The organism is Teichococcus aestuarii, from assembly GCF_042651065.1.
Taxonomy (GTDB): domain Bacteria; phylum Pseudomonadota; class Alphaproteobacteria; order Acetobacterales; family Acetobacteraceae; genus Pseudoroseomonas; species Pseudoroseomonas aestuarii.
In genome coordinates, this window is the sequence record NZ_JBHSCH010000004.1 from 54,324 (window position 1) to 78,380 (window position 24,057).

27 protein-coding genes are annotated in these 24,057 nt (G+C 74.1%); 21 read left to right on the plus strand and 6 right to left on the minus strand.

The window, feature by feature from the left end; genetic code table 11:
• Positions 1-4 precede the first annotated feature (4 nt).
• From ACFOY6_RS03060 to ACFOY6_RS03075, 4 genes are read left to right on the plus strand one after another with little or no spacing between them, the layout of a single operon-like run.
• Entirely contained in the window at positions 5-943 is a 939-nt protein-coding gene (locus tag ACFOY6_RS03060) for an ABC transporter permease subunit (protein ID WP_379648876.1), read from the plus strand.
• On the plus strand, positions 940-1,755 hold the full coding sequence (gene nikC, locus ACFOY6_RS03065; RefSeq protein ID WP_379648878.1) for a nickel ABC transporter permease subunit NikC: 816 nt from the start codon (positions 940-942) through the stop codon (positions 1,753-1,755). Before ACFOY6_RS03060 ends, nikC begins: the two co-directional genes overlap by 4 nt.
• A complete protein-coding gene (locus tag ACFOY6_RS03070) occupies positions 1,752-2,534 on the plus strand; it encodes an ATP-binding cassette domain-containing protein (RefSeq protein WP_379648880.1) in 783 nt (260 codons plus the stop codon). The genes nikC and ACFOY6_RS03070 overlap by 4 nt, the downstream gene beginning before the upstream one ends.
• Positions 2,531-3,313: an ABC transporter ATP-binding protein gene (locus ACFOY6_RS03075; RefSeq protein ID WP_379641210.1), complete on the plus strand. Its 783-nt coding sequence runs from the start codon at positions 2,531-2,533 to the stop codon at positions 3,311-3,313. The genes ACFOY6_RS03070 and ACFOY6_RS03075 overlap by 4 nt, the downstream gene beginning before the upstream one ends.
• Before the next feature lie 3 nt (positions 3,314-3,316).
• On the opposite strand, the gene ACFOY6_RS03080 is transcribed toward ACFOY6_RS03075, so the two are convergent.
• Positions 3,317-4,750: a M20 family metallopeptidase gene (locus tag ACFOY6_RS03080; protein ID WP_379641214.1), complete on the minus strand. Its 1,434-nt coding sequence runs from the start codon at positions 4,748-4,750 to the stop codon at positions 3,317-3,319.
• Between the two features lie 161 nt (positions 4,751-4,911).
• Between ACFOY6_RS03080 and hydA the strand changes: the two genes are divergently transcribed.
• A complete protein-coding gene (gene hydA, locus ACFOY6_RS03085; RefSeq protein ID WP_379648882.1) occupies positions 4,912-6,393 on the plus strand; it encodes a dihydropyrimidinase in 1,482 nt (493 codons plus the stop codon).
• 77 nt (positions 6,394-6,470) lie between these two features.
• Entirely contained in the window at positions 6,471-7,283 is an 813-nt protein-coding gene (locus tag ACFOY6_RS03090; protein WP_379648884.1) for an SH3 domain-containing protein, read from the plus strand.
• Positions 7,284-7,293: 10 nt separating this feature from the next.
• Here the strand turns inward: ACFOY6_RS03090 and ACFOY6_RS03095 are convergent, their stop codons facing one another.
• On the minus strand, positions 7,294-7,989 hold the full coding sequence (locus tag ACFOY6_RS03095) for a FadR/GntR family transcriptional regulator (RefSeq protein WP_379648886.1): 696 nt from the start codon (positions 7,987-7,989) through the stop codon (positions 7,294-7,296).
• Positions 7,990-8,133: 144 nt separating this feature from the next.
• Here ACFOY6_RS03095 and ACFOY6_RS03100 point away from each other — a divergent pair, with 144 nt between their 5' ends.
• The 5 genes from ACFOY6_RS03100 (at position 8,134) to ACFOY6_RS03120 (ending at position 13,743) form a co-directional block, all read left to right on the plus strand.
• On the plus strand, positions 8,134-9,117 hold the full coding sequence (locus tag ACFOY6_RS03100; RefSeq protein ID WP_379641231.1) for a Bug family tripartite tricarboxylate transporter substrate binding protein: 984 nt from the start codon (positions 8,134-8,136) through the stop codon (positions 9,115-9,117).
• A 17-nt stretch (positions 9,118-9,134) separates the two neighbouring features.
• A complete protein-coding gene (locus ACFOY6_RS03105) occupies positions 9,135-10,340 on the plus strand; it encodes a mandelate racemase/muconate lactonizing enzyme family protein (RefSeq protein ID WP_379648888.1) in 1,206 nt (401 codons plus the stop codon).
• A gap of 87 nt (positions 10,341-10,427) precedes the next feature.
• Positions 10,428-11,216 carry a DUF3750 domain-containing protein gene (locus ACFOY6_RS03110; RefSeq protein ID WP_379648890.1) on the plus strand — a complete coding sequence of 263 codons (789 nt, stop codon included), beginning with the start codon at positions 10,428-10,430 and terminating at the stop codon, positions 11,214-11,216.
• Positions 11,217-11,321: 105 nt separating this feature from the next.
• Positions 11,322-12,212: an NAD(P)-dependent oxidoreductase gene (locus ACFOY6_RS03115; protein ID WP_379641243.1), complete on the plus strand. Its 891-nt coding sequence runs from the start codon at positions 11,322-11,324 to the stop codon at positions 12,210-12,212.
• A complete protein-coding gene (locus ACFOY6_RS03120) occupies positions 12,205-13,743 on the plus strand; it encodes an aldehyde dehydrogenase family protein (RefSeq protein ID WP_379648892.1) in 1,539 nt (512 codons plus the stop codon). The genes ACFOY6_RS03115 and ACFOY6_RS03120 overlap by 8 nt, the downstream gene beginning before the upstream one ends.
• Here the strand turns inward: ACFOY6_RS03120 and ACFOY6_RS03125 are convergent.
• A complete protein-coding gene (locus ACFOY6_RS03125; RefSeq protein ID WP_379648894.1) occupies positions 13,740-15,227 on the minus strand; it encodes a DUF4403 family protein in 1,488 nt (495 codons plus the stop codon). The two genes, ACFOY6_RS03120 and ACFOY6_RS03125, sit on opposite strands and share 4 nt — an antisense overlap.
• A 239-nt stretch (positions 15,228-15,466) precedes the next feature.
• Here ACFOY6_RS03125 and ACFOY6_RS03130 point away from each other — a divergent pair, with 239 nt between their 5' ends.
• Genes ACFOY6_RS03130 through ACFOY6_RS03145 form a run of 4 tightly spaced genes read left to right on the plus strand, consistent with a single transcriptional unit; the run spans position 15,467 to position 16,835 of the window.
• Positions 15,467-15,673, plus strand: a complete 207-nt coding sequence (locus ACFOY6_RS03130; RefSeq protein ID WP_109517564.1) for a YgaP family membrane protein — start codon at positions 15,467-15,469, stop codon at positions 15,671-15,673.
• 1 nt (position 15,674) lies between these two features.
• A complete protein-coding gene (locus tag ACFOY6_RS03135) occupies positions 15,675-16,004 on the plus strand; it encodes a metalloregulator ArsR/SmtB family transcription factor (RefSeq protein ID WP_379641248.1) in 330 nt (109 codons plus the stop codon).
• Positions 16,001-16,429 carry a YeeE/YedE family protein gene (locus tag ACFOY6_RS03140; RefSeq protein WP_379641250.1) on the plus strand — a complete coding sequence of 143 codons (429 nt, stop codon included), beginning with the start codon at positions 16,001-16,003 and terminating at the stop codon, positions 16,427-16,429. Before ACFOY6_RS03135 ends, ACFOY6_RS03140 begins: the two co-directional genes overlap by 4 nt.
• Before the next feature lie 4 nt (positions 16,430-16,433).
• Complete coding sequence (locus ACFOY6_RS03145) at positions 16,434-16,835, plus strand: DUF6691 family protein (protein ID WP_379648896.1); 402 nt, start codon at positions 16,434-16,436, stop codon at positions 16,833-16,835.
• Positions 16,836-16,842: 7 nt separating this feature from the next.
• Here ACFOY6_RS03145 and ACFOY6_RS03150 read toward each other — a convergent pair whose 3' ends face one another.
• Positions 16,843-17,580, minus strand: coding sequence for a maleate cis-trans isomerase family protein (locus ACFOY6_RS03150; protein ID WP_379648898.1), 738 nt, complete (start codon positions 17,578-17,580; stop codon positions 16,843-16,845).
• 112 nt (positions 17,581-17,692) lie between these two features.
• Between ACFOY6_RS03150 and ACFOY6_RS03155 the strand changes: the two genes are divergently transcribed.
• From ACFOY6_RS03155 to ACFOY6_RS03175, 5 genes are all read left to right on the plus strand, one after another.
• Positions 17,693-17,977: a hypothetical protein gene (locus tag ACFOY6_RS03155; protein ID WP_379648900.1), complete on the plus strand. Its 285-nt coding sequence runs from the start codon at positions 17,693-17,695 to the stop codon at positions 17,975-17,977.
• 62 nt (positions 17,978-18,039) lie between these two features.
• Positions 18,040-19,080 (plus strand): DNA polymerase IV, encoded by a 1,041-nt coding sequence (gene dinB, locus ACFOY6_RS03160; RefSeq protein WP_379641508.1) that lies wholly within the window; start codon positions 18,040-18,042, stop codon positions 19,078-19,080.
• Positions 19,081-19,345: 265 nt separating this feature from the next.
• Entirely contained in the window at positions 19,346-19,552 is a 207-nt protein-coding gene (locus ACFOY6_RS03165) for a cold-shock protein (RefSeq protein ID WP_109517568.1), read from the plus strand.
• A 206-nt stretch (positions 19,553-19,758) separates the two neighbouring features.
• On the plus strand, positions 19,759-19,968 hold the full coding sequence (locus tag ACFOY6_RS03170; protein WP_109517569.1) for a hypothetical protein: 210 nt from the start codon (positions 19,759-19,761) through the stop codon (positions 19,966-19,968).
• A gap of 41 nt (positions 19,969-20,009) precedes the next feature.
• Positions 20,010-20,201, plus strand: a complete 192-nt coding sequence (locus ACFOY6_RS03175) for a hypothetical protein (protein ID WP_109517570.1) — start codon at positions 20,010-20,012, stop codon at positions 20,199-20,201.
• Between the two features lie 48 nt (positions 20,202-20,249).
• Here ACFOY6_RS03175 and ACFOY6_RS03180 read toward each other — a convergent pair whose 3' ends face one another.
• On the minus strand, positions 20,250-21,608 hold the full coding sequence (locus tag ACFOY6_RS03180; protein ID WP_379648902.1) for a serine hydrolase domain-containing protein: 1,359 nt from the start codon (positions 21,606-21,608) through the stop codon (positions 20,250-20,252).
• A 130-nt stretch (positions 21,609-21,738) separates the two neighbouring features.
• Positions 21,739-22,638 (minus strand): polysaccharide deacetylase family protein, encoded by a 900-nt coding sequence (locus ACFOY6_RS03185; protein WP_379641269.1) that lies wholly within the window; start codon positions 22,636-22,638, stop codon positions 21,739-21,741.
• 87 nt (positions 22,639-22,725) lie between these two features.
• On the opposite strand from ACFOY6_RS03185, the gene ACFOY6_RS03190 reads away from it, so the two are divergent.
• A complete protein-coding gene (locus ACFOY6_RS03190) occupies positions 22,726-24,018 on the plus strand; it encodes a Zn-dependent hydrolase (RefSeq protein ID WP_379648904.1) in 1,293 nt (430 codons plus the stop codon).
• Positions 24,019-24,057: the final 39 nt, after the last annotated feature.

Genomic DNA, 24,057 nt, shown 5'->3' on the forward strand with positions numbered 1-24,057 from the left:
CGCCATGACGGGTTTCGCGCTGCGCCGCCTGCTCTCGCTGCCGCCGCTGCTGCTGGCGGTATCCTTCGGCTTCTTCGCCATGCTGCGCCTCGGCCGCGGCGACCCGGCGCTGGACTATCTGCGCCTGGCGCAGATCCCGCCCACCGACGCCGCGCTGGCCCTGGCGCGGGCGGAGCTGGGCCTCGACCGGCCGCTGCTGGCGCAGTACGGCGCCTGGCTGGCCGATGCGCTGCGGCTCGACCTCGGCACCTCCTGGTTCACCCGCCGGCCCGTCGCCGCCGAGATCGCCGAGTTCCTGCCCGCCACGCTGCAACTGGCCGGCACCGCCATGCTGGTGACGCTGGCCTTCGGCATCCCGCTCGGCCTGTGGGCGGCGCTGCGGCGCGACCGCTGGCCGGACCACGCGACGCGCCTCATCGCCTTCCTCGGCGTCTCGGTGCCGAATTTCTGGCTGGCCTTCCTGCTGGTGCTGCTCTTCGCCGTCACCCTGGGCTGGCTGCCGGCGATGGGACGCGACGGGCCGGCGAGCCTGGTGCTGCCGGCGCTGGCCACCGCCACCATGTCCGCCTGCGTCATGCTGCGGCTGGTGCGCGCCTCGGTGCTGGGGGCGCTGGGCGAGCCGCATCTGCGCTTCGCCGCCGCGCGCGGCCTGCCGCGCCGCACCCTGCTCGGCCGACACGTGGCGCTGAACGCCATGCTGCCGCCGCTCACCGCCATGGGGCTGCACCTGGGCGAGCTGATCGGCGGCGCGATGGTGGTGGAGACGGTGTTCGGCTGGCCCGGCCTCGGCCGCTGGGCGCTGCAGGCCATCGCCAACCGCGACTACCCGGTGCTGCAGGGCTTCGTCATGGTGCTGACCACGGTGTTCGTGCTGGGCAACCTGCTGGTCGATCTCGCCTATGCCTGGCTCGACCCGCGCATCCGGCTGGAGCGTGCGGCGTGAGGCGCCTCCTGCTGCCGCTGGCGCTCGGGCTGGTCGCGCTGCTGCTGGGTGCCGCGCTGCTGGCGCCCTGGATCGCGCCGCACGACCCGGCGGCCACCGACCTCGCCCGCCGCCTGCTGCCGCCCTCGGCGGCGCACTGGCTGGGCACCGACCATCTGGGGCGGGACCTGCTCTCCCGCCTGCTCTGGGGGGCGCGCGCCTCCTTCGGCGCGGTGGCCGCCATCCTGGCGCTGGTGCTGGCGCTGGGCTGCGCGGTGGGGATGCTCGCCGGCATGCTGGGCGGGGTGGTGGACGCGGTGCTGATGCGGCTGTGCGACGCCTTCATGACCGTGCCCACCCTGGTGCTGGCGCTGTTCATGATCGGCGCGCTGGGCACGGGCCTCGGCAATGTGGTGGTGGCCATCGCCCTCTCGCACTGGGCCTGGTATGCGCGGCTGGTGCGCGGCCTCACCCTCTCGCTGCGGCAGCGCGACCACATCCTGGCCGCCCGCGTGGCGGGGCTCTCGCGGCTGGCCATCCTGCGGCGGCACGTGCTGCCGGCGCTGGCGGGGCAGCTCGCCGTGCTGACCAGCCTCGACCTCGGGCACTGGATGCTGCACCTGGCGGGGCTGTCCTTCCTCGGCCTCGGCGTGGCGCCGCCGGCGCCGGAATGGGGCATCATGATCAACGACGCCCGCCCCTTCTTCCGCAGCGCGCCGATGCTGGTGCTGCTGCCGGGCGCGGCCATCCTGCTCACCGTGCTGGCCTTCAACCTGCTGGGCGACGCGCTGCGCGACCGGCTGGACCCGACGCTGCGGGAGCACGCGCATTGAGTGCCGGCCTCGCGCTGGAGGGGCTGCGGCTGGAGGCGGGCGGCGTGGCGCTGGTCGATGGCGTCTCGCTCGCCCTGCGGCGGGGGGAGGTGCTAGGCCTCGTCGGCACCAGCGGCGGCGGCAAGAGCCTGACGACGCTGGCGCTGCTCGGCCTGCTGCCGCGCGGCGTGCGGCGCGTGGCCGGGGTGCTGCGGCTGGACGGCGCGGTGCTGCACGCGGACGCCCAGGCGGCGCTGCACGGCCGGCGGATCGGCTTCGTGCAGCAGGCGCCGCGCGGCGGCTTCAACCCGCTCGTCACCCTCGGCCGGCATTTCCGCGAGACCCTGGCCTGCGACGGGCTGCGCGGCGCCGCCGCCACGGCGCGGGCCGAGGGGCTGCTGCGCGAGGTGGGCTTCGATGCGCCGGCGCGGCTGCTGCCGCTCTACCCCGGCCAGCTCAGCGGCGGCATGCTGCAGCGGGCGATGCTGGCCCTGGCCCTGGCGCGCACGCCGGATTTCCTGCTGGCCGACGAGCCCACCACCGATCTCGACCTGATCGTGCAAGCGCAGATCCTCTCGCTGCTGGAAGGGCTGGTTGCGCGGCGGCGCCTCGGCCTGCTGCTGGTGACGCACGACCTTTCCGTGGTGGCGCGGCTGGCGGACCGCGTGGCGGTGATGCAGGGCGGGCGGCTCGTCGAGGAGCAGGAGGTGCGGGGCTTCTTCGACGCTCCCCGCCACCCGCACAGCCGGGCGCTGCTGGCCACGCATCTGGCGCTCTATGGCGAGGCGCTGCCGGCATGACGCCGCTGCTGGAGATGCGCGGCATCCACCACGCCTACCGCCAGGGCGGGCTGCTCTCCCGCCGCCGCCTGCCGGTGCTGGAGGATGCGGCGCTGCGGATCGGCGCCGGGGAATGCGTCGCCCTGCTCGGCCCCACCGGCTCGGGCAAGAGCACGCTGGGGCGGCTGATGCTGGGGCTGGAGCCGCCCGATGCCGGCGCGGTGCTGTTCGAGGGGCAGCCGCTGCGCGATGCGCGCGGCCGGGTGGCGCCGGCGGCGCGGCGTGCCATCCAGGCGGTGTTCCAGGACCCCTTCGCCGCCACCAGCCCGCGCCTCTCCGCCTTCGCGGTGGTGGCGGAGCCGCTGCTGGCGGAGCGCCTGCCGCGCCCCGCGCTGCGGGAGCGGGTGGCCGGGCTGATGCGGGCGGTGGGGCTGGACCCCGCGATGATGGACCGGCTGGCGCACCGGCTCAGCGGCGGGCAGTTGCAGCGGCTCTGCATCGCCCGCGCCCTGGCGCCCGCGCCGCGCCTGGTGCTGCTGGACGAGGCGGTGAACAGCCTGGACCTGGAGACGCAGGCGCAGGTCCTCGCCCTGCTGCACCGGCTGCGGCGGGAGACGGGCGTGGCCTATCTCTTCGTCACGCACGATCTGCGGCTGGTACGCGGCTTCGCCGGGCGCTGCTACGTGATGCAGGAGCGCCGGCCGGTAGAGGTGCCCGACCCCTTCGGGCCGGGGCCACTGCCCACCACCCTGGCGGCGCTGCGGGCCGCCATCCTGCCGGCCCGGCCGCGCCCCGGCTGAGGCTCAGCCCGCCGCGGCGGGCAGGAAGGCCGGCGGCGCGCCCTGCCGCCCCGGCCAGCCCTGCTCGCCCAGATCCCAGAACAGGCCGGCGGCCAGCTCCAGCGATTCCCGCACCAGCGGCAGCAGCGCGTGCTCGTTCGGCGCGTGCTGCGAGCAGCCGCTGTAGGAATGCGGGATGTAGACGGTGGGCAGCCCCAGCGTGAGGGCGAAGCTGTCATTCGGCAGCGAGCCGCCGGCATTGGGGACGATCATCGGTGCCTTGCCCAGGCTGCGCTCCACCGAGGCGGCGACGAGCGTCGGCCAGGGCCCCTCGGGGTCCATGCGGGTGGCGGCCCAGTCGGCGCCTTCCTTCACCTCCTCCACCACCACGTCGTTGAAGCCCTGGGCGGCGAGGTGGCGGCGGATGGCGGGAACGAAGCTCTCCACCGGCCGGTCCACCGTGTAGCGGATCTGGCAGCGGGCGAAGGCCTCGGGCGGCACGGCGTTCACCGGCGCCAGCGGGTTGCCGGTGCTGAAGGCCAGCACCTCGAAGGTGTTCCAGCTGAACACCTTCTCCGCCGCCGAGAGGCCCGGCTCGCCCCACCAGGGGTCGATCTTCGGCCCCGTCGGCCCGCCATCGACGCGGCACTTGGCCAGCGCCCGGCGGATGCTGTCGGAGATGCCCTCCGGCACCAGCTCGCGCACCAGCACCTTGCCGTCGCGGTCGATGATGCTGGCCAGCGCATGCGCCAGCCGGACGCCCGGATTGGCCAGCACGCCGCCCCAGTTGCCCGAATGGTGCCCGCCCTCGCGGTAGCGCACGCGCAGGTCGAAGCTGATGGCGCCGCGCGTGCCGAGGCTCAGCGTCGGCACCTCCGGCACCAGGCGGGGGCCGTCGGAGGCGATCAGCACGTCGGCCGCCAGTTCCTCGCGATGGGCGCGGCAGAATTCGTCGATGCCGGGGGAGCCGACCTCCTCGCTCATCTCCAGCAGCACGACGACGTTGAAGCCGAGCCGCCCGCGCACCCGCCGCACCGCGTCCAGCGCCACGAGGTTGCTGGTGAACTGGCCCTTGTTGTCGACGATGCCGCGGCCGTAGAGCCGCTCGCCGCGCTGGGTCAGCACCCAGGGGGAGAGGCCCTCCAGCCATTGCCCCTCCATGCCGCGCACCGTGTCGCCATGGCCGTAGGTCAGCAGCGTGGGCAGGGACGGGTTCTCGATGCGGCGGCCGATCAGGAACGGGCCGCCCTGCCCGCTGGGGTTGGGGTGGATGGCGCAGGCGAAGCCCATCCGCTCCAGGTCCGGCGCGATCTCCCGCTCCAGATAGGCCAGCAGGTGGGGCGCGCTCTCCGGGTCCTGGCTGGAGGTGGGGAAGGCCACGCGGCGCGCCAGGGTTTCCAGCAGGGAACCGTCCTCCAGCGTCTGGCGGGCGGCGGCGATGGCGGCGTCTCGGGACATGGCGGGCGGGGCCTCGTGCGGTTCGGGAAGGCGGCGCAGGATGCACGGGCGCGCGCGCCCTGTCACCGCGCGGTCCCGGCGGGCGGCGCTATCCGCCCCGGCGCCGCTCTGCTAGCTGGGGGAGGCCATTGCGGCGCGGGCGGGGCTTGAGGGAGACAGGCATGGACGGGTTCGATCTGGTGGTGCGCGGCGGCACCCTGGCCACGGCGGCGGAGGTGTTCGAGGCGGATATCGGCATCCGCGACGGCCGCATCGCCGCCCTCGGCCACGGGCTGGGGCGCGGGCGGGAGGAGATCTCGGCCAAGGGGATGATTGTCACCCCCGGCGGCCTCGACTCCCATTGCCATCTCGAGGAAATGGGCCAGGACGGCTCGCTGCACGAGGAGAGCTTCGCCAGTGGCTCGGCGGCGGCGCTGGCGGGGGGCACCACCGCCTTCATCTGCTTCCTGCCGCAGTGGAAGGGGCACAGCCTCGCCGCCTCCGCCCCCGGCTACGAGGCGCGCGCCGCCGCCTCCCGCGCCGACTACTCCTTCCACCAGATCATCACCGACCCGACGCCCGAGGTGATGCAGAAGGAGGTGCCCGCCCTCGTCGCGCGCGGCATCCGCAGCCTGAAGGTGTTCCTCACCTACGACCCGCTGCGCCTGACCGATGCCGAGTTCCTGGAGGTGCTGGCGGCGGCGAAGCGGCTCGGCGCCTTCGTCACCGTGCATTGCGAGAATTTCGACGCCATCGGCTGGCGCATCCAGGCGCTGCTGAAGGCCGGCCTCACCGACCCGCTGCAGCACGCCTGGTCCCGCCCCCCCGTGGTGGAGCGCGAGGCGACGCACCGCGCCATCGCGCTGGCCGAGCTGGTGGACCAGCCGATCCAGGTCTTCCACGTCTCCTGCGAGGAGGCGGCGGCCGAGATCGCCCGCGCGAAGGGCCGCGGCCTGAAGGTGTGGGGCGAGACCTGCCCGCAATACTTCACCCTCGACCATGACGACCTGACCGGCGCCGATTTCGCCGGCGCCAAGGCGGTCTGCTCCCCCGCGCTGCGCGAGAAGGGCGAGAATGCGCGCATCTGGCGCCGCATCCAGGACGGCACGCTGGATGTCGTCACCTCCGACCATTGCGGCTTCTCCTTCGCCACGCAGAAGCGCGTGGCCGGCGGCAGCGCCTATGGCACCGGCGCCGCCGTGCAGCGGCCGGACGGCACGCCGGCCTTCAACGCCATCCCCAACGGCGTGCCGGGCATCGAGACGCGGCTGCCCGTGCTGTTCTCCGAGGGCGTCTCGAAGGGCCGCATCGACCTGCCGACCTTCGTGCGCCTCTCCTCGGCCAATGCGGCGGCGCTGTTCGGCCTGGCCGGGCGCAAGGGCAGCCTCGCCCCCGGCGCCGATGCCGACCTGGTGCTGTGGGACCCGGATGCGGAGCGGGTGATCCGCAACGCGGCGCTGCACCACGCCATCGACTACACCCCCTGGGAGGGCATGGCGGTGAAGGGCTGGCCCAGCGTCACCATCCGCCGTGGCGAGGTGGCGGTGCGCGACGGCGAGGTGCTGGCGCAGCCCGGCTCCGGCCGGTTCCTGGCCCGCGGGCCCTATGCCCTGGCCCGGCCGCGCGGCGTGGTGCCGGACGGGTTCGACGCCGCCCTGGCCTGAGAGACGACGCGGCCGGCGGGGCAGGGCCGCGCCGGCCGCGGCTTCGTCAGGCGGCCGGGGCATGCTAAGCTCCTGTGATGCCCAAGCTTCTTGCCCCGCTCACGCTGCTGGCCCTGCTCGGCCTCGCCGGCTGCGACGACGCCGAAAAGACCTCCGCCGAGGCGAAGGCCGGCCAGGGCGCCGGCATCGCCGCCGCGCGCCAGGCCGCCGAGGAGCAGGTGCGCGCCCGCCTGCGGGCCACCGGAGAGATGCGGCTGCGGGCCATCCAGGTCTATGGCCAGCAGATCCCCGGCACCTACGCCGTCTGCGGCCAGGTGAACCCGACCGGCGCCGTGAACGACCCGTACATCCCCTGGGTGGCGGCCGTGACGGTGCAGGATGGCAAGGCGGGCCGCGCCAGCCTCGTCATCGGCATGTCGAATGTCGAGGCCAGCCGCGTCTACATCGAGAGCATCGAGCGCTGCTTCGAGGGCGGCGGGCCGCGCAGCGGCCAGGGCCAGGGTGTGGGCGCCCTGCCTCCCCTCCCCTCCGACACGGCGCTGATGCAGCAATCCGGCCCGGCCCCCGCGCCGGCGGCACCACCGCATGCCGCCCCGCCGTCCGGGGCGCAGGCGCCATCCGCCCAGGCGCCGGCGGCACAGGCTCCGGCGGCCCAGGCTCCGGCGACACAGGCGGCTCCATCCCAGGTGCCGGCGGGGGCGGGCAGCGTCACCACCACCGCCGCGCATCCGGTCAACATCCGCAGCAGCCCGGGCGGCGGCGGCGCGGTGGTGCGGGTCGTGCCGCGGGCTTCCGCCCTCCGCGTCTTCGGCGAGGCGCCGGGCGGCTGGCTGCAGGTGGGCGAGGACGCCCCCTTCGGCTGGGTGCACGAATCCGTGCTGGAGCGCTGAGGCCGCCGCCTCAGCCGCCGAACAGGCGCAGGATGCCGCCGCGCAGATGCTCGGCCATGGCGGCCCCGGCCGCCTCCGCATCGCCGGCCAGGATGGCCTCGGCGATGCGGCCATGCTCGCGCCGGATGGTGGCGAAGCGCTCCGCGTCCGGCGTGTCGGAGAGCTCCCGCGTCAGGCGGATGCTGAAGCGCGTCTGCTCGGCCAGCGCCGCCATCACCGCCACGAAGAAGCGGTTGCCGCTGGCCTCCGCGACAGCCTGGTGGAAGGCGATGTCGGCCTCGATGGAGGGGCGGCCGGCATGGGTTTCCGCCGCCAGCGCGTCGCGCGCCCGCGCCAAGTGCCGCAGCGCCGCCGCGTCGTCCCGGCGCGCCGCCTCGGCGGCCATGGCGCTCTCCACCCCGCAGCGGAATTCCAGGAAGGCCCGGACATCGGGGATGTTGCCGAGCGGCCCGAAGCCGATCGGCGGCAGGGCCGGGAGCGCCACCTGGCGCACATAGGTGCCGGACCCCTTGCGCGACTCCAGCCGCCCCTCGGCCCGCAGCCGCGCCAGGGCCTGCCGCAGCACGGGGCGGGAGACGGCGAAGCGCCGCGCCAGCTCGTTCTCCCCCGGCAGCCGGGCACCCTCCGGAAAGGCCTCTGTGCCGAGAAGTTCGGTCAGCCGGGCATAGACGGTGTCGCTGAGCGAGGGGGCAGGGTCCGTCTCCATGGCGCGGTTATGGAAGCCCGGGAAGCGGCCGGCAAGCTGTAAATATCTGTCATAATCTTCTGACCGTACCAGCGAATCTGTTTGACAAATCCCGCCGCGCGGCGAAGCTGCCGCCGACCCCCGCCAGAGGGGAAGGAGGACGCCATGCCCAAGCCCCGCCGCGCCCTGGCGCTGCTGTTCGCCCTCGGCCTTCCCAGCCTGCCCGCCGCGCTGCCGCGCCCGGCCCTGGCGCAGTTGCCGGAGCGGCCCGTGCGCATCGTCGTGCCCTTCGCGCCCGGCGGCACCAGCGACATCGTTGCCCGCCTGCTGGCCCAGGGCGCGGCGCCGCACCTGCCCGCCGGCGCGGTGGTGGAGAACAAGGCCGGCGCCGCCGGCAACATCGGCACCGCCGAGGTGGCCCGCGCCCAGCCCGATGGCACCACCCTGATCCAGTGCACCATCGGCACCTGCGGGGCGAACCCCTCGCTCTACGCCAACCCGGGCTACGACCTCGCGCGCAGCTTCACCCCCGTCATCCTCACCGGCGCGGTGCGCAACGTCATGGCGGTGCGGCCCGGCCTGTCGGCCAGCGATCTCGCCGGCGTACTGGAACTGGCGAAGCGGCCGGACGGGCTGAGCTTCGGCTCCTCCGGCGTCGGCGCCTCCAACCACCTGACGCCGGAGCTGCTGCGCGGCCGGCTGGGGCTGAAATGGGTGCACGTGCCCTATCGCGGCAGCGGCCCCGCCATCACCGACCTGATCGCCGGCCGCATCGACGTGTTCTTCGACAACCTGCCCTCCATCCTGCCGCAGATCCGCGCCGGCGCGGTGCGCGCCGTGGCCGCCGTCTCGGCCGAGCGCATCCCCGAGCTGCCGGAGGTGCCGACCTTCGCCGAGGCCGGCATCCCCGGCATCGTCATCGACAGCTGGTTCGGCTTCCTGGCGCCCGCCGGCACGCCGCCCGAGGCCGTCGCCGCGCTCAACGCCGCCTTCAACAAGGCGCTGGACGACCCCGCCATCCGCCGCCGGCTGCAGGAGGCGGCGGTGGTGCCGCTCGGCGGCCCGCCGGAGCGGATGGGCGAGCATGTGCGCGCCGAGACCGCCCGCTGGGGCGCCGTCATCCGCGCCAACGACATCCGCGCCGAGTAACCCGAGGAGCCTGGCCCATGTCCCGCATCACCTGCCTGCGCACCATCCGCATCGCCGAGCGGCCCAACCTGATCTGGGTGGAGATCGAGACCGATGAGGGGCTGACCGGCCTGGGCGAGAGCTTCCGCGGCGCCCAGGCGGTGGAGGCCGCCCTGCACGAGCAGGTGGCCCCCTGGCTGCTCGGGCGCGACGCGCGGCAGATCGAGGCCGTCTCGCGCCACCTGATGACGCCCTATCTCGGCTTCCACAGCGCCGGCGCCGAGGTGCGCGCGGCCAGCGCCGTGGACCTTGCCCTGTGGGACCTGATGGGCCAGCGCCACGGCATTCCGGTGCACGAGGCGCTGGGGGGCGCCAGCCGCCTCGCCATCCGCGCCTACAATACCTGCGCCGGCTATGCCTACAACACCAGCGGCGTCGGGCGGCGCGACATCGGCACTGAGGACCGGCCGGCCGGTCCCTATGACGATCAGGTGGCCTTCATGCGCGACGCGGGCGCCCTGGCCGAGAGCCTGCTCTCCGAGGGCTACTCGGCCATGAAGATCTGGCCCTTCGACATCTACGCCCCCGCCTCCGGCGGCCACCTGATCACGCTGGAGAACCTCAAGGCCGGGCTCGAGCCCTTCCGCAAGGTCCGCGCCGCCGTGGGCGACCGGATCGAGGTGATGTGCGAGTTGCACAGCCTGTGGGGCGCCCATGCCGCCGCGCGCATCTGCCGCGCGCTGGAGGATTACGGCGTGTTCTGGGCCGAGGACCCGCTGAACAAGATGGACGACATCGGCGGGCTGGCCGACCTCCGCCGGCAGACCCGCACGCCGCTCTGCGGCAGCGAGACGCTCGCCGGCACCGTGCCCTTCCGGCAGCTCCTGGCGGCGGACGCCATCGACATCGTCATGCTCGACCTCGCCTGGTGCGGCGGGCTGACGGAGGGGCGCAAGATCGCTGCCCTGGCCGAGAGCCATGCCAAGCCCGTCGCCCCGCATGACTGCACCGGGCCGGTGACGCTGATGGCCGGGCTGCACCTCGCCCTGCACGCCCCCACCGCCATCTTCCAGGAGGTGGTGCGCGCGACGCTCGCCACCTGGTACCGCGACCTCGTCACCGCCCTGCCCGTCATCCGCGAGGGCATGGTGCAGGCACCCACCGCGCCGGGCCTCGGCACCGCGCTGCGGCCCGAGATCCGGCGGCGGGAGGACGCGGTGGTGCGGCAGAGCCGCGCCGGCTGAAGCCTTGCGGAGGGCGGCCGGCGCCCCCATCCCTGGAACTTTGGCCTGGACCGCGCCGCCGGCGCCGCCCCCCGCCAGGGACCGTGCATGACCCTCCTCCGCCTCTTCCTCTGGTTCTTCGCCCTCGCCTACCTGCTGCCGCTGGCCATCTCGGCGGGGCTCTACTTCAACAGCGGCAGCGGCGCCGGCTGGCGCATCGCCGACCGTTCCAGCGCCGGGCTGCTGCCGCCCGCCGCGGCGCACCGGCCTGCCCTGGTCCGCGTCTTCGCCGCGCAGACGGTGCGCTGGCGCGGCATCTTCGCCACCCATTGCTGGATCGTCTTCAAGCCGGAAGGCGCCGCCGCCTACACCCGCTACGACTACACCGCCTGGGGCGAGCCGATCCGCATGAATGGCTTCGAGGCCGATGGCCGCTGGTTCGGCCACGCGCCGGAGACGGTCTTCGCCCTCGACGGGGCGGAGGCGGCGGCGATGATCCCGGCGCTGCGCGATGCCATCGCCAGCTACGCCTGGCGCGAGCGCGGCGACTACCGCGCCTGGCCGGGACCCAACTCCAACACCTTCGTCGCCGCCGTGATGGGCGCCGTGCCGGGGCTCGGCATCGTGCTGCCGCCCACCGCCATCGGCAAGGACTACCCCTGGAACGGGCGTTGGCTGCGGCCCACCGGCTCGGGCACCGGGTTCACCCTTTCGCTCGCCGGCTATGCGGGGCTGACCCTCGGCTGGGTGGAGGGGATCGAGCTGAACCTGCTCGGCGCCGTGGCGGGGCTCGACCTGCGGCGGCCGGCCATCAAGCTGCCGGGCCTCGGGCGCTTCGGCCTGCCGGCGCAGACGCTGGAGACACCGGAGGCGCCGCACCGCGCGGCCACCGGCTGAACCAGGAGGAGCGTTGCCGGAACGGCAACGCCTCGTTCGGAAACTGCGTCTTGTTGCGATGCCGGCCCGCCGCCACCCTGCGCCCAACCGCAGGGGAAGGCAGGCATGGAACTCTCCACCATCGGCGTGGTCGGGCTGGGGCAGATGGGCTTCGGCATGGCATCGAGCCTGCTGCGCGCCGGCTTCGCCGTGCTGGGCCACGACATCAGCCTGGCACGGCAGGAGGCCGCCCGCGCGGCCGGCATCGCGGTCGCGGCGGCGCAGCAGGAGGTGCTGTCCCAGGCCGACGCGCTGGTCTTCTCCCTGCCCTATGCGCGCGACGTGGAGGCGGTGGCCACCGCGCCGGGCGGGCTGCTGGCGCGCCCGGGGCGGCGGGTGGTGCTGATCGACACCTCCACCTCCGACCCCGTCACCACCCGCCGCCTCGCCGCGCGGCTGGAGGCGGCGGGGCACGGGCTGCTGGACGCGCCGGTCAGCGGCGGCCCCGCCGGCGCGGCCGCCGGCAGCCTGACGATGATGGTGGGCGGCACGGCCGGGGATCTCGCCGCGGTGCGCCCGGTGCTGGAGGCGATGGCGGCGCGGGTGGTGCATGTCGGCGCCTCGGGCGCGGGCAACATCGCCAAGCTGGTGAACAACATGCTGGTGGCGGCGCATCTGGTGACGGCGCGGGAGGCGCTGCGCCTCTCCGAGGCCGCCGGGCTGCCGGCCGCCGAGGCGCTGGCCGTGATCAACGCCGCCACGGGCCGCAGCGCGGCCACCGAGGTGATGGTGCCGCGCTGGGTGCTGCCCGGCGGCTTCGACAGCGGCTTCACCGCCGGGCTGATGCGCAAGGATGTGCGCCTCGCCGCCGAGCTGGCCGAAGCGGTGGGTCTCGACCTGCCGCTGGCCGCCGAGGTCCGCCGCCTGTGGGAGGCGGCGGCCCCCACCCTGCCCGACGCCGCCGACTTCACCCGCATGGCCGATTACCGCGCCGCCGAGGAGGCCCCGCATGGCTGAGACCCGCCTTTCCCCGGACGCCGCCGCCCTGGCACCGCTGCTGCAACGCTTCCTGCCCGAAGGCGCGGTGGGCAGCTTCGTGGCCGGCGAGATCCTGCCCGGCGGCGGCGAGCGGCTCACCCTGGTGAACCCGGCCGACGGCCTGCCCCTGCTGGACTACGCCGATGCCGGCGCCGCCGTGGTGCAGGCGGCGATGGACGCCGCCCGCCCGGCGCAGCGCGCCTGGTGGGGCATGAGTGCCGCCGCGCGCGGCCGCGCCCTGTGGGAGGTGGCGCGGCTGGTGCGCGCCGAGGCCGAGGCGCTGGCCCGGATCGAGACGCTCTCCGCCGGCAAGCCGATCCGCGACACGCGCGGCGAGGTGGCCAAGGTGGCCGAGATGTTCGAATACTACGCCGGCTGGGCGGACAAGCTGCATGGCGACGTCATCCCCGTCCCCAGCAGCCACCTGAACTACACCCGGCACGAGCCGCTCGGCACGGTGGTGCAGATCACGCCCTGGAACGCGCCGCTCTTCACCGCCGGCTGGCAGGTCGCCCCCGCCCTCTGCGCCGGCAACGCGGTGGTGCTGAAGCCCTCGGAGCTGACGCCGCTCACCTCCCTCGCCCTTGCCGCGCTGTGCCACCGGGCGGAGGGCATCCCGCGCGGCCTCGTCAGCGTGCTGGCCGGCGCGGGGCCGAGCACCGGCGCCGCCGCCGTGGCGCATCCCGAAACGCGGCTGGTGGTGTTCGTGGGCTCGGCCGAGGCGGGGGCGCGCATCGCCGCCGAGGCCGCGCGCAACATCGTGCCCAGCGTGCTGGAGCTGGGCGGCAAGTCGGCCAACATCGTCTTCGCCGACGCGGATCTGGACCGCGCCATCCTCGGCGCCCAGGCGGCGGTGTTCGGCGGCGCGGGGCAGAGCTGCGTGGCGGGCTCCCGCCTGCTGGTGCAGCGCGCCGTGCACGGCACGGTGGTGGAGCGGCTGGCCCATGCTGCCGCGCGCATCCCCTTCGGCGCCCCCACCGATCCGGCGACGCAGATCGGCCCGATCAACAACCGCCGGCAGCTCGACCGCATCGCCGGCATGGTGCGGGCGGCGGCGGATGCAGGGGCGCGCCTCGCCACGGGCGGCGGCTGCCCGGAGGCGCTGCGCGGCACGGGCGGCTTCTACTACGCGCCCACCATCCTGGACGGCGTGGCGCCCGGGGCGCTGATCGCGCGGGAGGAGGTGTTCGGCCCCGTGCTGGCGGTGCTGCCCTTCGACACGGAGGAGGAGGCCGTGGCCCTGGCCAACGCCACCCCCTACGGCCTGGCCGGCGCGGTGTGGACGCAGGATGTGGGCCGCGCCCACCGGGTGGCGGCGGCGGTGCGGGCCGGCACCTTCTGGGTCAACAGCTACAAGACCATCAACGTCGCCTCGCCCTTCGGCGGCTTCGGCCGCAGCGGCTATGGCCGCTCCTCGGGGCGGGAGGCCCTGGCGGCCTATACACAGACCAAAAGCGTCTGGGTGGAGACCGCCGCCAGCCCGGCGGTGGCCTTCGGCTATGTCGGCTAGGGCAGCGGCAGGGCGGTCAGCTCCGCCTCCACCCCCGCCTCGGCGCTGCCCAGCACGGTGAGCGCATCCAGCTCCGGCACCAGGCGCTCCAGCTTCAGGCTGGGGCGCGTCAGCGTCAGGCGCAGCCCGCCGGTGTTGGCCGGGTCGGCGGCCAGGTCTCGCAGCGCCTGGAGCGCGCCCTGCATCACCTCGCGCAAATCATAGACGGCGATGCCCTCCAGCCACGCCCGGATCTGCTGCTCGAAGACCAGCGTCGCCAGCGACCAGAGCCGGCTGTCCAGGTCGCGCGCGAAGCGCAGCTCCTCGATCCCGACGCGCGTGCCGCCCTGGCTCAGCACCGGCCGGGCGTAGAACACCACCCGCCCCGTGGTGTCGGGCAGCAGGCCGGGCAGGCTGGCGTCGAAGGTGACGGCCGCCGCCAGCGCCGGGGCGCTGGGGTAGAGGAAGATCTCCCGCACCCGCAGCCGCACCGGCCCGAGCGGCGTCTCGAAGGGGATGTCCCGCCCGCCGAACTCGCGCATCAGCCAGTCGCGGATCATGTCGTAGCCGGCGCGGACGGGGATGGCGACGCGCAGCCGCCCGTCCCGCTCCTGCCAGCGCTCGGGCAGGGCGTGCAGCGGCGGCAGGAAGCTGGGCGGCGCCTCCGGCGGGCGGCGGGAGGCCATGGCGGTGGTGGCGCGCAGGCCGAGCATCACGCTGAGATCGCCGGGCGCCACGGTGATCTCCGAGAGGCCGATGGATTGCGGCCGCACCGTCAGGTGCAGCGGCGGGGCGGCGGGGAGCTGCACCGTCAGGCTGCGCGGCTGCCACAGCGCCAGTGCCTGCTCGCGCACCGCCCGGCAGGGCAGCAGCGCGGCCAGCTGCGCCGGAAGGTCGCGCAGCGCGGCTTCCACCTGCGCCCGCACCTGCTGCTCGATGCCGACCCAGACGCCGCCGATCACCTCCAGCCTCGGCAGGCGCAGCCAGCGGTACTGCACCGCCACGCTCCAGGCGGGGCACCAGCCATCGTCCAGCGTCAGGCCGAGGTCGGCCTGCACCTCGGCCGCGGCGTCGATGTTCTTGCGGCCGAGGGAGAGCAGCTCGGCAAGCGCGCCGCCCAGCCTCACGGTGCCCTCCACGGCCAGCGGCACCGTCACCCGCAGCCGCTCCCCGGCGGCCGAGAGGCCGATCTCGCCGACGCGGCGGATGGTGACCTCGTGGCGGGTGGAGGCCTCGGGCCCGCTGCGCAGGGTGAAGCTGCCCGGCACCGCCTCCTGCGCCGCCTGGCGAAGCAGGGCAAAGGGCACGCGCAGGCGCAGCACCATGCGGCTCTCGCGCTCCGGCAGGGCAAGGGTGCTGGAGCGGCGCGGCGGTGCCTCGCTGAGCTGCCCCTCGCGCGCCTGCACCCAGAACACCCCCGCCACGGCGGCCGCCAGCGCCGCCGCGCCGAGCAGCAGCGCCAGGGCCAGCCGGACGCGCCGCAGCCATGGCCGGGCCTGAACCATCGCGTCTCTCCCCTGCTGCCCGCCCGCGCCCAGCAACGCCGCCGTGCTGAAGCCGGTTTCGCCGCCGCGCCTGATAGGCAGGCCAGCCCGCCACGGCAATGCGGCCCCTCGGCGGAACAGGGCAACCTTACTTCAGTTGCAATTTTTCTATTTCGTTTTTACGTAATTGAAGCTAGGCTTCGCCCGTAGATGCAGCCGCCATGCGGCATTCCCGCCTGGCACCCAGAAGGACTCCTCGCATGACTCCCAATGTCGGCGGCCTCGACCGCGCGTTGCGCATCGTCCTCGGCCTCGCCCTGCTCTCCCTGCCCTTCTGGATGGAGGGGAATGCCCGCTGGCTCGGGCTGATCGGCCTGGTGCCGCTGGCCACGGGCCTGCTCCGCCACTGCCCGGCCTATCCCCTGCTGGGCCTGTCCACCGCCCCGCCGGCCGGGACGCGGCGCTGAGATGGCGGGCGGCCTTTCCCTCACCACCGCCGAGATGCAGGCCCGCTCGGCCGAGGCCGCCGCCTTCCTGAAGCTCTTCGCGCATCCGGACCGGCTGATGATCGCCTGCGCCCTGGTGGAAGGGGAGCAGCCCGTCAGCGGGCTGGAGGCGCTGCTCGGCATCCGCCAGCCCGGCCTGTCGCAGCAGCTCGCCGCACTGCGCGAGGCCGGGCTGGTCGCCACCCGCCGCGAGGGCAAGGCGGTGTTCTATCGCCTGGCCGATGCGCGGACCGAGACCTTCATCGCCACCCTGCACCAGCTGTTCTGCGTCCCGGAGGCGCCTGCCCCATGACCGCGTTCACCCCCTGGTCCGCCCTGCTGGGCGGCGTGCTGATCGGCCTCGCCGCCGTGGGCATGATGGCGCTGGAAGGCCGCATCGCCGGCATCAGCGGCATCGCCAGCCGGCTGTTGCCACCCTGGCCGGACGCCGCCTGGAAGGGCCGGCTCGGCTTCGTGCTCGGGCTGGTGGCGGCACCGCTGGCGGCCTGGCTGGCCACCGGCGACGCCCCCGCCCAGAGCGTGCCGGGCAACCTGCCGCTGATGGCGCTCGCCGGGCTGCTGGTGGGGTTCGGCGCGGTGCTCGGCCATGGCTGCACCTCGGGGCACGGGGTGTGCGGGCTGGCCCGGTTCTCGCCACGCTCCCTTGCGGCGGTGCTGACCTTCATGATCACCGGATTCCTCACCGTCGCGCTGATGCGGCACGGCCTCGGGAGCTGAGCCCATGTCCTTCCTGGTCAATCTCGGCCTCGGGCTGCTGTTCGGCCTGGGCCTGCTGGTCTCCGGCATGGCCGACCCGGCGAAGGTGCTGAACTTCCTCGACCTCGGCGGCGCCTGGGACCCTTCGCTGGCCTTCGTCATGGCGGGCGCGGTGCTGACCACGGCGCTGGGCTACCGGCTGGTGCTGCGGCGACCCCGGCCGCTGCTGGCCGAAGCCTTCCAGCTTCCCACCCGCCGCGCGGTGGATGGGCGCCTTTTGCTCGGCGCGGCGCTGTTCGGCATCGGCTGGGGGCTGGGCGGCTTCTGCCCCGGCCCGGCGCTGGCCTCGCTCGGCCTCGGCGCGCCGGGCACGCTGGCCTTCCTGCCGGCCATGCTGGCGGGCATGGCGCTGGCGCGGCGGCTCTGAGCCCGGCTCAGCCCCGCAGCGCCTGGAACAGCCCGCCCCAGCCCTGCACCCGGCCGGGGTCGGCGCCGGCCATGAGGAGGCTCTTCCACACCACGGTCGCGATGGTGTCGTAGACCGGCAGGCCGGTCTCCGCCTCGAGCGCCGCCACCAGGGGTGCGGCGCGCAGGTTGGTGCAGACCACGGCAATGGCGTCCGGCCCCGCCGCCGCCACCTCCCGCACCATGCCGTGCAGCGTGGCGGCGGAGACCTCGGAGAAGGAGAAATTGTCGCGCAGGCCGAGATGCCGCTCGGCCGCGCAGGGAAAGCCGAGCGCCGCGTAGTTCCCGACGATGCGCGCCTGGACATCATCCAGATAGGGCGTCACCAGCCCGAGCTGCCGCACGCCGGTGCGGGCGAGGATCTCGTTCAGCGCCAGCATCGAGGTGGTGGCGGGAATGCCGGTGGCCTCGGTGATGCGGCGGCAGAGCCGCTCATCCGCCTCGAAGCCGAGCCAGCCGGAGGAGGTGCCGTTCCAGGCGATCACATCCACCTTCGCATCCGCCAGCAATTCGGCGGCGCGCAGGATCTCGCTATCGTCGAACTGGCCCAGCGCCTGGTCGGAGAGGGCGATCTCGGTCACCCGGAAGCGGCCGAAATGCGCCGAGACCTCCGGCAGCGCCGCCACCATCGCCTGCGTCACCGGCTCCAGCACGGTGTTGGAGGAGGGGGTCAGCATGCCCAGCAGGATGCGCTTGCTCACGGTCACTCGGTCCTCCTCAGCCTCAGGCGCCGGCCAGGAGACCGGAGAATGCGCGTGCTGGCAATTCCCCTCCTCTCTGCCGGCCCTCGGCCGCCCGCAGGGCAGGAAGCCGCCGCTCATGGCGCTGGCCGCCGAGGCCGCGGCGCCGAGGGGGCCGCCGAACAGCCCGGCCATGGCGCGTCCCGCCGCGTGTGCGAGCCGGGCGCGGCGGGCGGCCGCGCGTGACCATGACCATGAAATCTCCTACCTTCCTGCGCTCATGCGCGACGTCACCGACGCCCTGTTCCCGGCTTTCCCCGCCGCCACCTTGCTCTCCGGCCCGGTGGAGGACGGCATGCTGGCGGCCATCGCGGCGGCGCCGCTGCCCTCTCTGCCGCCCACCGCCACGCGCCGCGCGCCGTGACGCGGGAAGCGGCCCCGCCCGCGCCGGTGCCCGTGCCCGTGCGCAAGATCATCCATGTGGACATGGATGCCTTCTACGCCTCGGTCGAGCAGCGCGACGACCCGGCGCTGCGCGGCCTGCCCGTGGCGGTGGGCGGCTCCAGCGCGCGCGGCGTGGTGGCGGCGGCCAGCTACGAGGCGCGACGCTTCGGCGTGCGCTCGGCCATGCCGTCGCTCACCGCGCGGCGGCTCTGCCCCGACCTCGTCTTTGTCCGCCCGCGCTTCGAGGTCTACCGCGCCGTCTCCGAGCAGATCCGCGCCGTCTTCGCCGAGCACACGCCGCAGATCGAGCCGCTCTCGCTCGACGAGGCCTATCTCGACGTGACGGAGAACCTGCAGGGCATCGCCTCGGCCACCGAGATCGCGCAGCGCATCCGCGCCGCCATCCGCGAGCGCACAGGCCTCACCGCCTCGGCCGGCGTTTCCTACAACAAGTTCCTGGCCAAGCTCGCCTCCGACCACCGCAAGCCGGACGGGCTGTTCGTCATCACCCCGCGCATGGGGCCGGGCTTCGTGGAGGACCTGCCCGTGGGCCGCTTCCACGGCATCGGGCCGAAGACGGCGGCGCGGATGAACCGCCTCGGCATCCAGACGGGGCTCGACCTGCGGCAGCAGAGCTTGGCGGCGCTGCAGGCCGAGTTCGGCAAGGCCGGCGCCTTCTACCACGCCATCGCGCGTGGCGAGGACCACCGCCCGGTGCAGGCGCACCGGCTGCGCAAGTCGGTCGGCGCCGAGACCACCTTCAGCCAGGACCTCGCCGAGTTCGCCGCCCTGCGCGAGGCGCTGCGCCCGCTCACCGCCAAGGTGTGGGAGCATGTGGCGCGCCACAGCCTGCAGGGCCGCACCGTGACGCTGAAGGTGAAGTTCAGCGACTTCCGCCAGATCACCCGCAGCCAGTCCTCCGCCCTGCCGGTCGGCAGCCTGGCGGAGCTGGAGGGCATCGCCACGCAGCTGCTGGGCGGGGTGCTGCCGCCGCCGCGTGGCATCCGTCTGCTGGGCGTCACCCTCTCCGCGCTGGGCGGCGAGCGGGACGGCGCGGCGGAGCAGATGACGCTGGCGTTCTAGCCGTCCGGCAAGGAAAGGCCCGTTCCGGCGCGACGCGGCGCGGGCCGGGCCGCGCGCCGCAGAGGGCGCCTGCGCTTCGACAATTCCGCCATCGATGCTTGCGGAAAGCGGTTCAAGCGTCCATATGTTAACCGTCAAACTCGTTTGGTTCGGCCTGTTCTCCTTGCTCATGCTTGAGCGCCGAGCCTGGTGTCCGTTTCCCCTCGCAGCTTGATCCGTTCTGCGGTTTTGCGGAGCGGTTCTCATTCATGAACGGAACACCATCATGTCCACCGGCACCGTCAAGTGGTTCAACGCGACCAAGGGCTTTGGCTTCATCCAGCCGGATGACGGCAGCAAGGATGTCTTCCTGCACATCTCCGACGTGCAGCGCTCGGGCCTGCGCGAGCCGCGTGAGGGCGACAAGATCGAGTACGACCTGCAGCGCGGCCAGCAGGGCAAGACCTCGGCCACCAACCTCAAGATGGCCTGATCCTCCCCGCCGGGGCTGCCTTTCGGGGCAACGTCGGCCTGGAAGAGGCGCGGGCGCATGCCCGCGCAATGGCAGCGGAGGCCGGGCCTGTTCCGGCCTCCGGAAGCATTGTGGGAGCCGCTGAGGGCCATGCCGCGCGCGGGCCGCCGGCCTGCCGCTCCCATCTGGCTCGCGTGACCCTTCGCCGGCCCGCCCAGGAGTTCCGCATGCCCCCTCACGGCTTCACCATCGGCCAGAGCGTCGAATTCGTGCCCGGCCGCTTCGACGGCTCGGCGCCGCGCGGCACCTACACGGTGCTGCGGCAACTGCCCAACGATGCCACAGACCGCGAATACCGCGTCCGCAACCTCCGCGACGGCCATGAGCGCGTGGTGCGCGAAAGCCAGATCCGCGGCAGCGCCGCGATGCCGGGCTGAAGCCCGCGCCGCCCGCGGCCCAGAACCAGGAAAGACGTGTCGTGCCGCCAAATCCTCAGAAAGCGGCGGTCCAGGACCCCGAGGCCGAAGCCAGGCTGGAGCAGGAGATTGCCTCCCTGGCGAAGCGGCACCGGGTCTCGCCCGCCATCATCCGCGAGATCATCCGCCGCTCGGGCTCCAGCGAGAAATCCTCGATCGAGCGCGAGCTGCAGAAGAGCAAGGCCCGCCGCTGAGCCGGGCCCCCGCCCGGCATCGCTGCCGGGGCGGGATGCCGCGCCTGCTCAGGCGCGGCGGCTCTCCACCATGGCGCCATAGACGAGGTTCTTGAACAGCATGCGGGTCTGCCCGCGCGCGCTCGGGCCTTGCGCCATCAGGATGCCGACCAGCCCCTCCGCCCGGTCGATGGTGAAGGAGGTGCCCCAGGCACCGGCCCACATCGCGTCGCCCCTGCTGCCGGGCGCCACGCCGAGCCCGTCCTGCAACCGCACCGCAAAGCCCAGCCCGAAGCCGTAGCCCGGCCCGGTGGAGGCGGTGGGCGATCCGCCCATGCCCTGGATGTGGTTGGAGAGCATGTAGTTCACCACCGGCGCCGCCAGGTAGCGCCGCCCCTCGAAATGCCCGCCATTGGCGATCATCTGCGCGAAGCGGAAGTAGTCCGCCGCGGTGGAGACCAGCCCGGCGCCGCCCTTCAGGTAGGAACGCCCCGCATCGTCCTCCAGGATGCGGTAGGCGCGCCACATCGGCTCGGTCTGCGGGTCGGTGGTGGGGGATTCCGCCAGCCGCCCGCGCTTGCCGGGCTCGACGAACCAGGCCGTGTCGCGCATGCCGAGGGGGCCGATGAGTCGCTCCTGCAGCAGCCGGTCCAGCCGCTGCCCGGCCACGCGCTCGATCAGCAGCCCCAGTACGTCGGTGGAGATGGAGTAGAAGAACATCGTGCCCGGCTGGAAGGCGAGCGGGATGCCGCCCAGCCGGCGCAGCATCTCGTCGCCGGTGATGGCCTCGCGCCCGGCCTCGATGTTCTGCTCCCGGTAGGCGTCGCGGATGCGCTCCGAGGGCACGGCGTTGGAATAGGCGAAGCCGGAGGTGTGACGCAGCAGGTCCTGCACCGTGATCGGCCGCTCCAGCGCCACCTCCTCGGGCGGCTGGCCGTCGCGGCGGCGCTCCACCTTCAGGTTGGCCAGTTCCGGCATCCAGCGGGTGATGGGGTCGCTGAGCTTCATCCTCCCCTCTTCCACCAGCATCATCGCCGCCGCCGAGGTCATCGGCTTGGTCATCGAGGCCTGGAGGAAGATGGCGTCGCGCGGCATCGGCGTCGTCCGCGCCGCATCCTGGTGGCCATAGGCCTCGTGGTGGATGATCTCGCCCTCGCGCGCCACCAGCGCCACGCAGCCGGCGAAGGAGCCGCGCTCCGCCTCGTCGGCGAAGGCCCGCTCCATGCGCGCCAGCCGCTCCCGCGAGAAGCCGCGGATCAGGTCCGGCCCGCCGGGCGGGCGGGGGCGCATCGGGCCGCGATGCGGGTGCGGCGGGGTGCCGGATGGCTGCGTGGACGGTTGCGCCAGGGCCGGGCCTGCCAGCCCGGCGGCAAGGCCCGTCATGCCCACGGCGAAGGCCGCGCGGCGCGAAGTGGTGAACTGGTTCATGCGTTTCCTGCCCTTGGCATCTTGGGCCTCCTGACGGGGCCGGGGGCAGGCTAACGCGGCTTCAGCCGGAACGAAATCCGCCGGGCGGCATTCCGCCGGGCCGCCATCCTTTTCTTGATCGGCCAGCCGCTCAGCCTCCGGCCGGCACGGCCACGGCGAAGGCGCGGGCGATCTCGGCGCGCCGGGCGAGCCAGAGGCGGTCCCGCAGCGCGGCCAGTCGTTCCAGCACGCCCTCGAAGGCGCGGAAGCGGCCGGGGCGGCCGGCGATGCGCAGGTGATAGCCGATGTTCAGCAGGCGCGGCCGGCCACGCTCCGCCTCGGCCAGCAGCACGTCCAGCGCGTCCGACACATACTCCACCATCTCGCCGGCGCGGACGAAGCCGTTGGGGTGGAAGAACTTCATGTCGTTGGTATCCAGCGCGTAGGGCACCACCACCAAGCCGGGATGCGCCGGGTCGCGGTAGGGCAGGTCGTCGTCGAAGGCGTTGGAGGTGTAGGTGAAGCCCTGCTCCTCCAGCAGGCCGCGCGTCCAGGCGCTTTCCGCGCCACGGCAGAAGAAGCCCTCCGGCCGCTGCCCCGTGGCGGCGCCGATGGTCTCGGCGCAGCGGGCGAGGTCGGCGGCCTCGGCCTCTCGGCTGGTGTAGTCGGCATGCGGGCGCCACAGCCAGCCATGCACGGCGGCCTCGTGCCCCGCCGCCGCCACGGCGCCGGCCAAAGCGGGCGCGCGCTGCACGGCGCGGCCGCACATCAGGAAGGTGGCGGGGATGGCGTGGCGGTCCAGCGCCTCCAGCATCCGCCACAGACCCGCGCGGGTGCCGTAGGCGAAGATCTGCTCCTGCCCCATGTCCCGCACCCCGGGCGGCACCACGCTCAGCACCTCGCCCATCCGCTCCGATTGCGGGTCGCCATCGCCCACCTGCTGCTCGGCCCCCTCCTCCAGGTTCACCACCACCGAGACCGCCAGCCGCGCGCCATTGGGCCAGCGCAGATCGGGCCATTCGCCGCCATAGCCGATGAGGTCGCGCGTCATGCCGGGTTCCTTCCCTCCGAGAGTCTGCCGCGCCCCTGGCAAGCGCGGGGCCAGCCCCTTGGCATGCCGCCTGCTGGGAGGCCGGGCATGACCGCCTCCTCCCTCCCTGCCCTGGCGCCGGAGCTGCGGCCCGCGCTGGACCTGGCCGCCTCCCTGTTCGACCGGCTGCGCGCCGCCTCGCGCGACGAGCCGGGCGTCACCCGCGCCTCCTACGGCCCCGCTGAGCGCGCGGCCCATGCCCTGCTGGCCGAGGCCGCCCGCGCCGCCGGGCTGCGCGTGGCGGTGGACGCCATCGGCACGCTGCGCATGACCCTGCCGGGGCGGGACCCCGCCCTGCCCGCCGTGGTGATCGGTTCGCATCTCGACAGTGTGCCGCATGGCGGCAATTTCGATGGCGCCGCCGGCGTGGTGATGGGGCTGGCGGCCGCTGCCCACCGGGCGCGCAGAGGGCTGAAATCTGCCCGTGATCTGCTCATCCTTGGCATCCGTGCCGAGGAAATGTGCTGGTTCCCGGCGCACTACCTCGGCAGCCGCGCCCTGTTCGGCCTGCTGCCGCCCGAAGCGCCGGACACGCTCCGCCGCGGCGACACCGGCAGCACCCTGGCCGAGCACATGGCCGCCGAGGGCTTCGACCCCGCCCCGATCCGCGCCGGCCGCGCCCTGCTCGATCCACGGCGCGTTGCCTGCTTCATCGAGCCGCATATCGAGCAGGGGCCGGCGCTGGTGGCGCAGGGGCTGCCGGCCGCCATCGTCACCGGCATTCGCGGCAGCCGGCGCTACCCGGCGGTGACGGTGACGGGCGAGCACGCCCATGCCGGCGCCGTGCCCCGCGCCCAGCGCCGCGACGCCGCCCTGGCGGGCGTGGCACTGATCGCGGCGCTCGACCGCCGCTGGGCGGAGCTGGAGGCCTCGGGCGCCGACCTGGTCTGCACCGCCGGCATCCTCTCCACCGACCCTTCGGTGCATGCCACCACCAAGATTCCCGGCCATTTCCGCTTCAGCCTCGACATCCGCAGCGAGGATGCCGCGCTGCTCGGCGCCGTGGACGCCTGGCTGCGCAGCGAGGCGGCGGCGCTGGAGGCGGAGCGCGGCGTGCGCTTCGACTTCGGCGCCGGCACCCATGCCGCGCCCGCGCGGATGGATGCCGGCCTGCAGGCGGCGCTGCGCCGCGCGGGCGAGCGCGCCGGCATTCCGCTCGGCCGCATGGCCTCCGGCGCCGGGCATGACTGCGCCACCTTCGCCGGGCTCGGCATCCCCTCCGCCATGCTGTTCCTGCGCAACGACCATGGCAGCCACAACCCGCGCGAGGCGATGGACATGGCCGATTTCGGCGCCGGCCTCGCCGTGCTGACGGGCGCGCTGGAGGAGTGGCTCGGCTGAGGCCGTGCCGCATGGCACGCCCCTTGCAGAATTCGGCGC

Excerpts from the sequence above, each read along its gene's own strand:
- ACFOY6_RS03060 (WP_379648876.1), top strand. The coding sequence starts at position 5 with ATGACGGGTTTCGCGCTGCGCCGCCTGCTCTCGCTGCCGCCGCTGCTG.
- ACFOY6_RS03075 (WP_379641210.1), top strand. The coding sequence starts at position 2,531 with ATGACGCCGCTGCTGGAGATGCGCGGCATCCACCACGCCTACCGCCAG.
- ACFOY6_RS03080 (WP_379641214.1), bottom strand. The coding sequence starts at position 4,750 with ATGTCCCGAGACGCCGCCATCGCCGCCGCCCGCCAGACGCTGGAGGAC.
- hydA (WP_379648882.1), top strand. The coding sequence starts at position 4,912 with ATGGACGGGTTCGATCTGGTGGTGCGCGGCGGCACCCTGGCCACGGCG.
- ACFOY6_RS03090 (WP_379648884.1), top strand. The coding sequence starts at position 6,471 with ATGCCCAAGCTTCTTGCCCCGCTCACGCTGCTGGCCCTGCTCGGCCTC.
- ACFOY6_RS03095 (WP_379648886.1), bottom strand. The coding sequence starts at position 7,989 with ATGGAGACGGACCCTGCCCCCTCGCTCAGCGACACCGTCTATGCCCGG.
- ACFOY6_RS03100 (WP_379641231.1), top strand. The coding sequence starts at position 8,134 with ATGCCCAAGCCCCGCCGCGCCCTGGCGCTGCTGTTCGCCCTCGGCCTT.
- ACFOY6_RS03105 (WP_379648888.1), top strand. The coding sequence starts at position 9,135 with ATGTCCCGCATCACCTGCCTGCGCACCATCCGCATCGCCGAGCGGCCC.
- ACFOY6_RS03110 (WP_379648890.1), top strand. The coding sequence starts at position 10,428 with ATGACCCTCCTCCGCCTCTTCCTCTGGTTCTTCGCCCTCGCCTACCTG.
- ACFOY6_RS03115 (WP_379641243.1), top strand. The coding sequence starts at position 11,322 with ATGGAACTCTCCACCATCGGCGTGGTCGGGCTGGGGCAGATGGGCTTC.
- ACFOY6_RS03120 (WP_379648892.1), top strand. The coding sequence starts at position 12,205 with ATGGCTGAGACCCGCCTTTCCCCGGACGCCGCCGCCCTGGCACCGCTG.
- ACFOY6_RS03125 (WP_379648894.1), bottom strand. The coding sequence starts at position 15,227 with ATGGTTCAGGCCCGGCCATGGCTGCGGCGCGTCCGGCTGGCCCTGGCG.
- ACFOY6_RS03130 (WP_109517564.1), top strand. The coding sequence starts at position 15,467 with ATGACTCCCAATGTCGGCGGCCTCGACCGCGCGTTGCGCATCGTCCTC.
- ACFOY6_RS03135 (WP_379641248.1), top strand. The coding sequence starts at position 15,675 with ATGGCGGGCGGCCTTTCCCTCACCACCGCCGAGATGCAGGCCCGCTCG.
- ACFOY6_RS03140 (WP_379641250.1), top strand. The coding sequence starts at position 16,001 with ATGACCGCGTTCACCCCCTGGTCCGCCCTGCTGGGCGGCGTGCTGATC.
- ACFOY6_RS03145 (WP_379648896.1), top strand. The coding sequence starts at position 16,434 with ATGTCCTTCCTGGTCAATCTCGGCCTCGGGCTGCTGTTCGGCCTGGGC.
- ACFOY6_RS03155 (WP_379648900.1), top strand. The coding sequence starts at position 17,693 with ATGGCGCTGGCCGCCGAGGCCGCGGCGCCGAGGGGGCCGCCGAACAGC.
- dinB (WP_379641508.1), top strand. The coding sequence starts at position 18,040 with ATGGATGCCTTCTACGCCTCGGTCGAGCAGCGCGACGACCCGGCGCTG.
- ACFOY6_RS03165 (WP_109517568.1), top strand. The coding sequence starts at position 19,346 with ATGTCCACCGGCACCGTCAAGTGGTTCAACGCGACCAAGGGCTTTGGC.
- ACFOY6_RS03170 (WP_109517569.1), top strand. The coding sequence starts at position 19,759 with ATGCCCCCTCACGGCTTCACCATCGGCCAGAGCGTCGAATTCGTGCCC.
- ACFOY6_RS03180 (WP_379648902.1), bottom strand. The coding sequence starts at position 21,608 with ATGAACCAGTTCACCACTTCGCGCCGCGCGGCCTTCGCCGTGGGCATG.
- ACFOY6_RS03185 (WP_379641269.1), bottom strand. The coding sequence starts at position 22,638 with ATGACGCGCGACCTCATCGGCTATGGCGGCGAATGGCCCGATCTGCGC.
- ACFOY6_RS03190 (WP_379648904.1), top strand. The coding sequence starts at position 22,726 with ATGACCGCCTCCTCCCTCCCTGCCCTGGCGCCGGAGCTGCGGCCCGCG.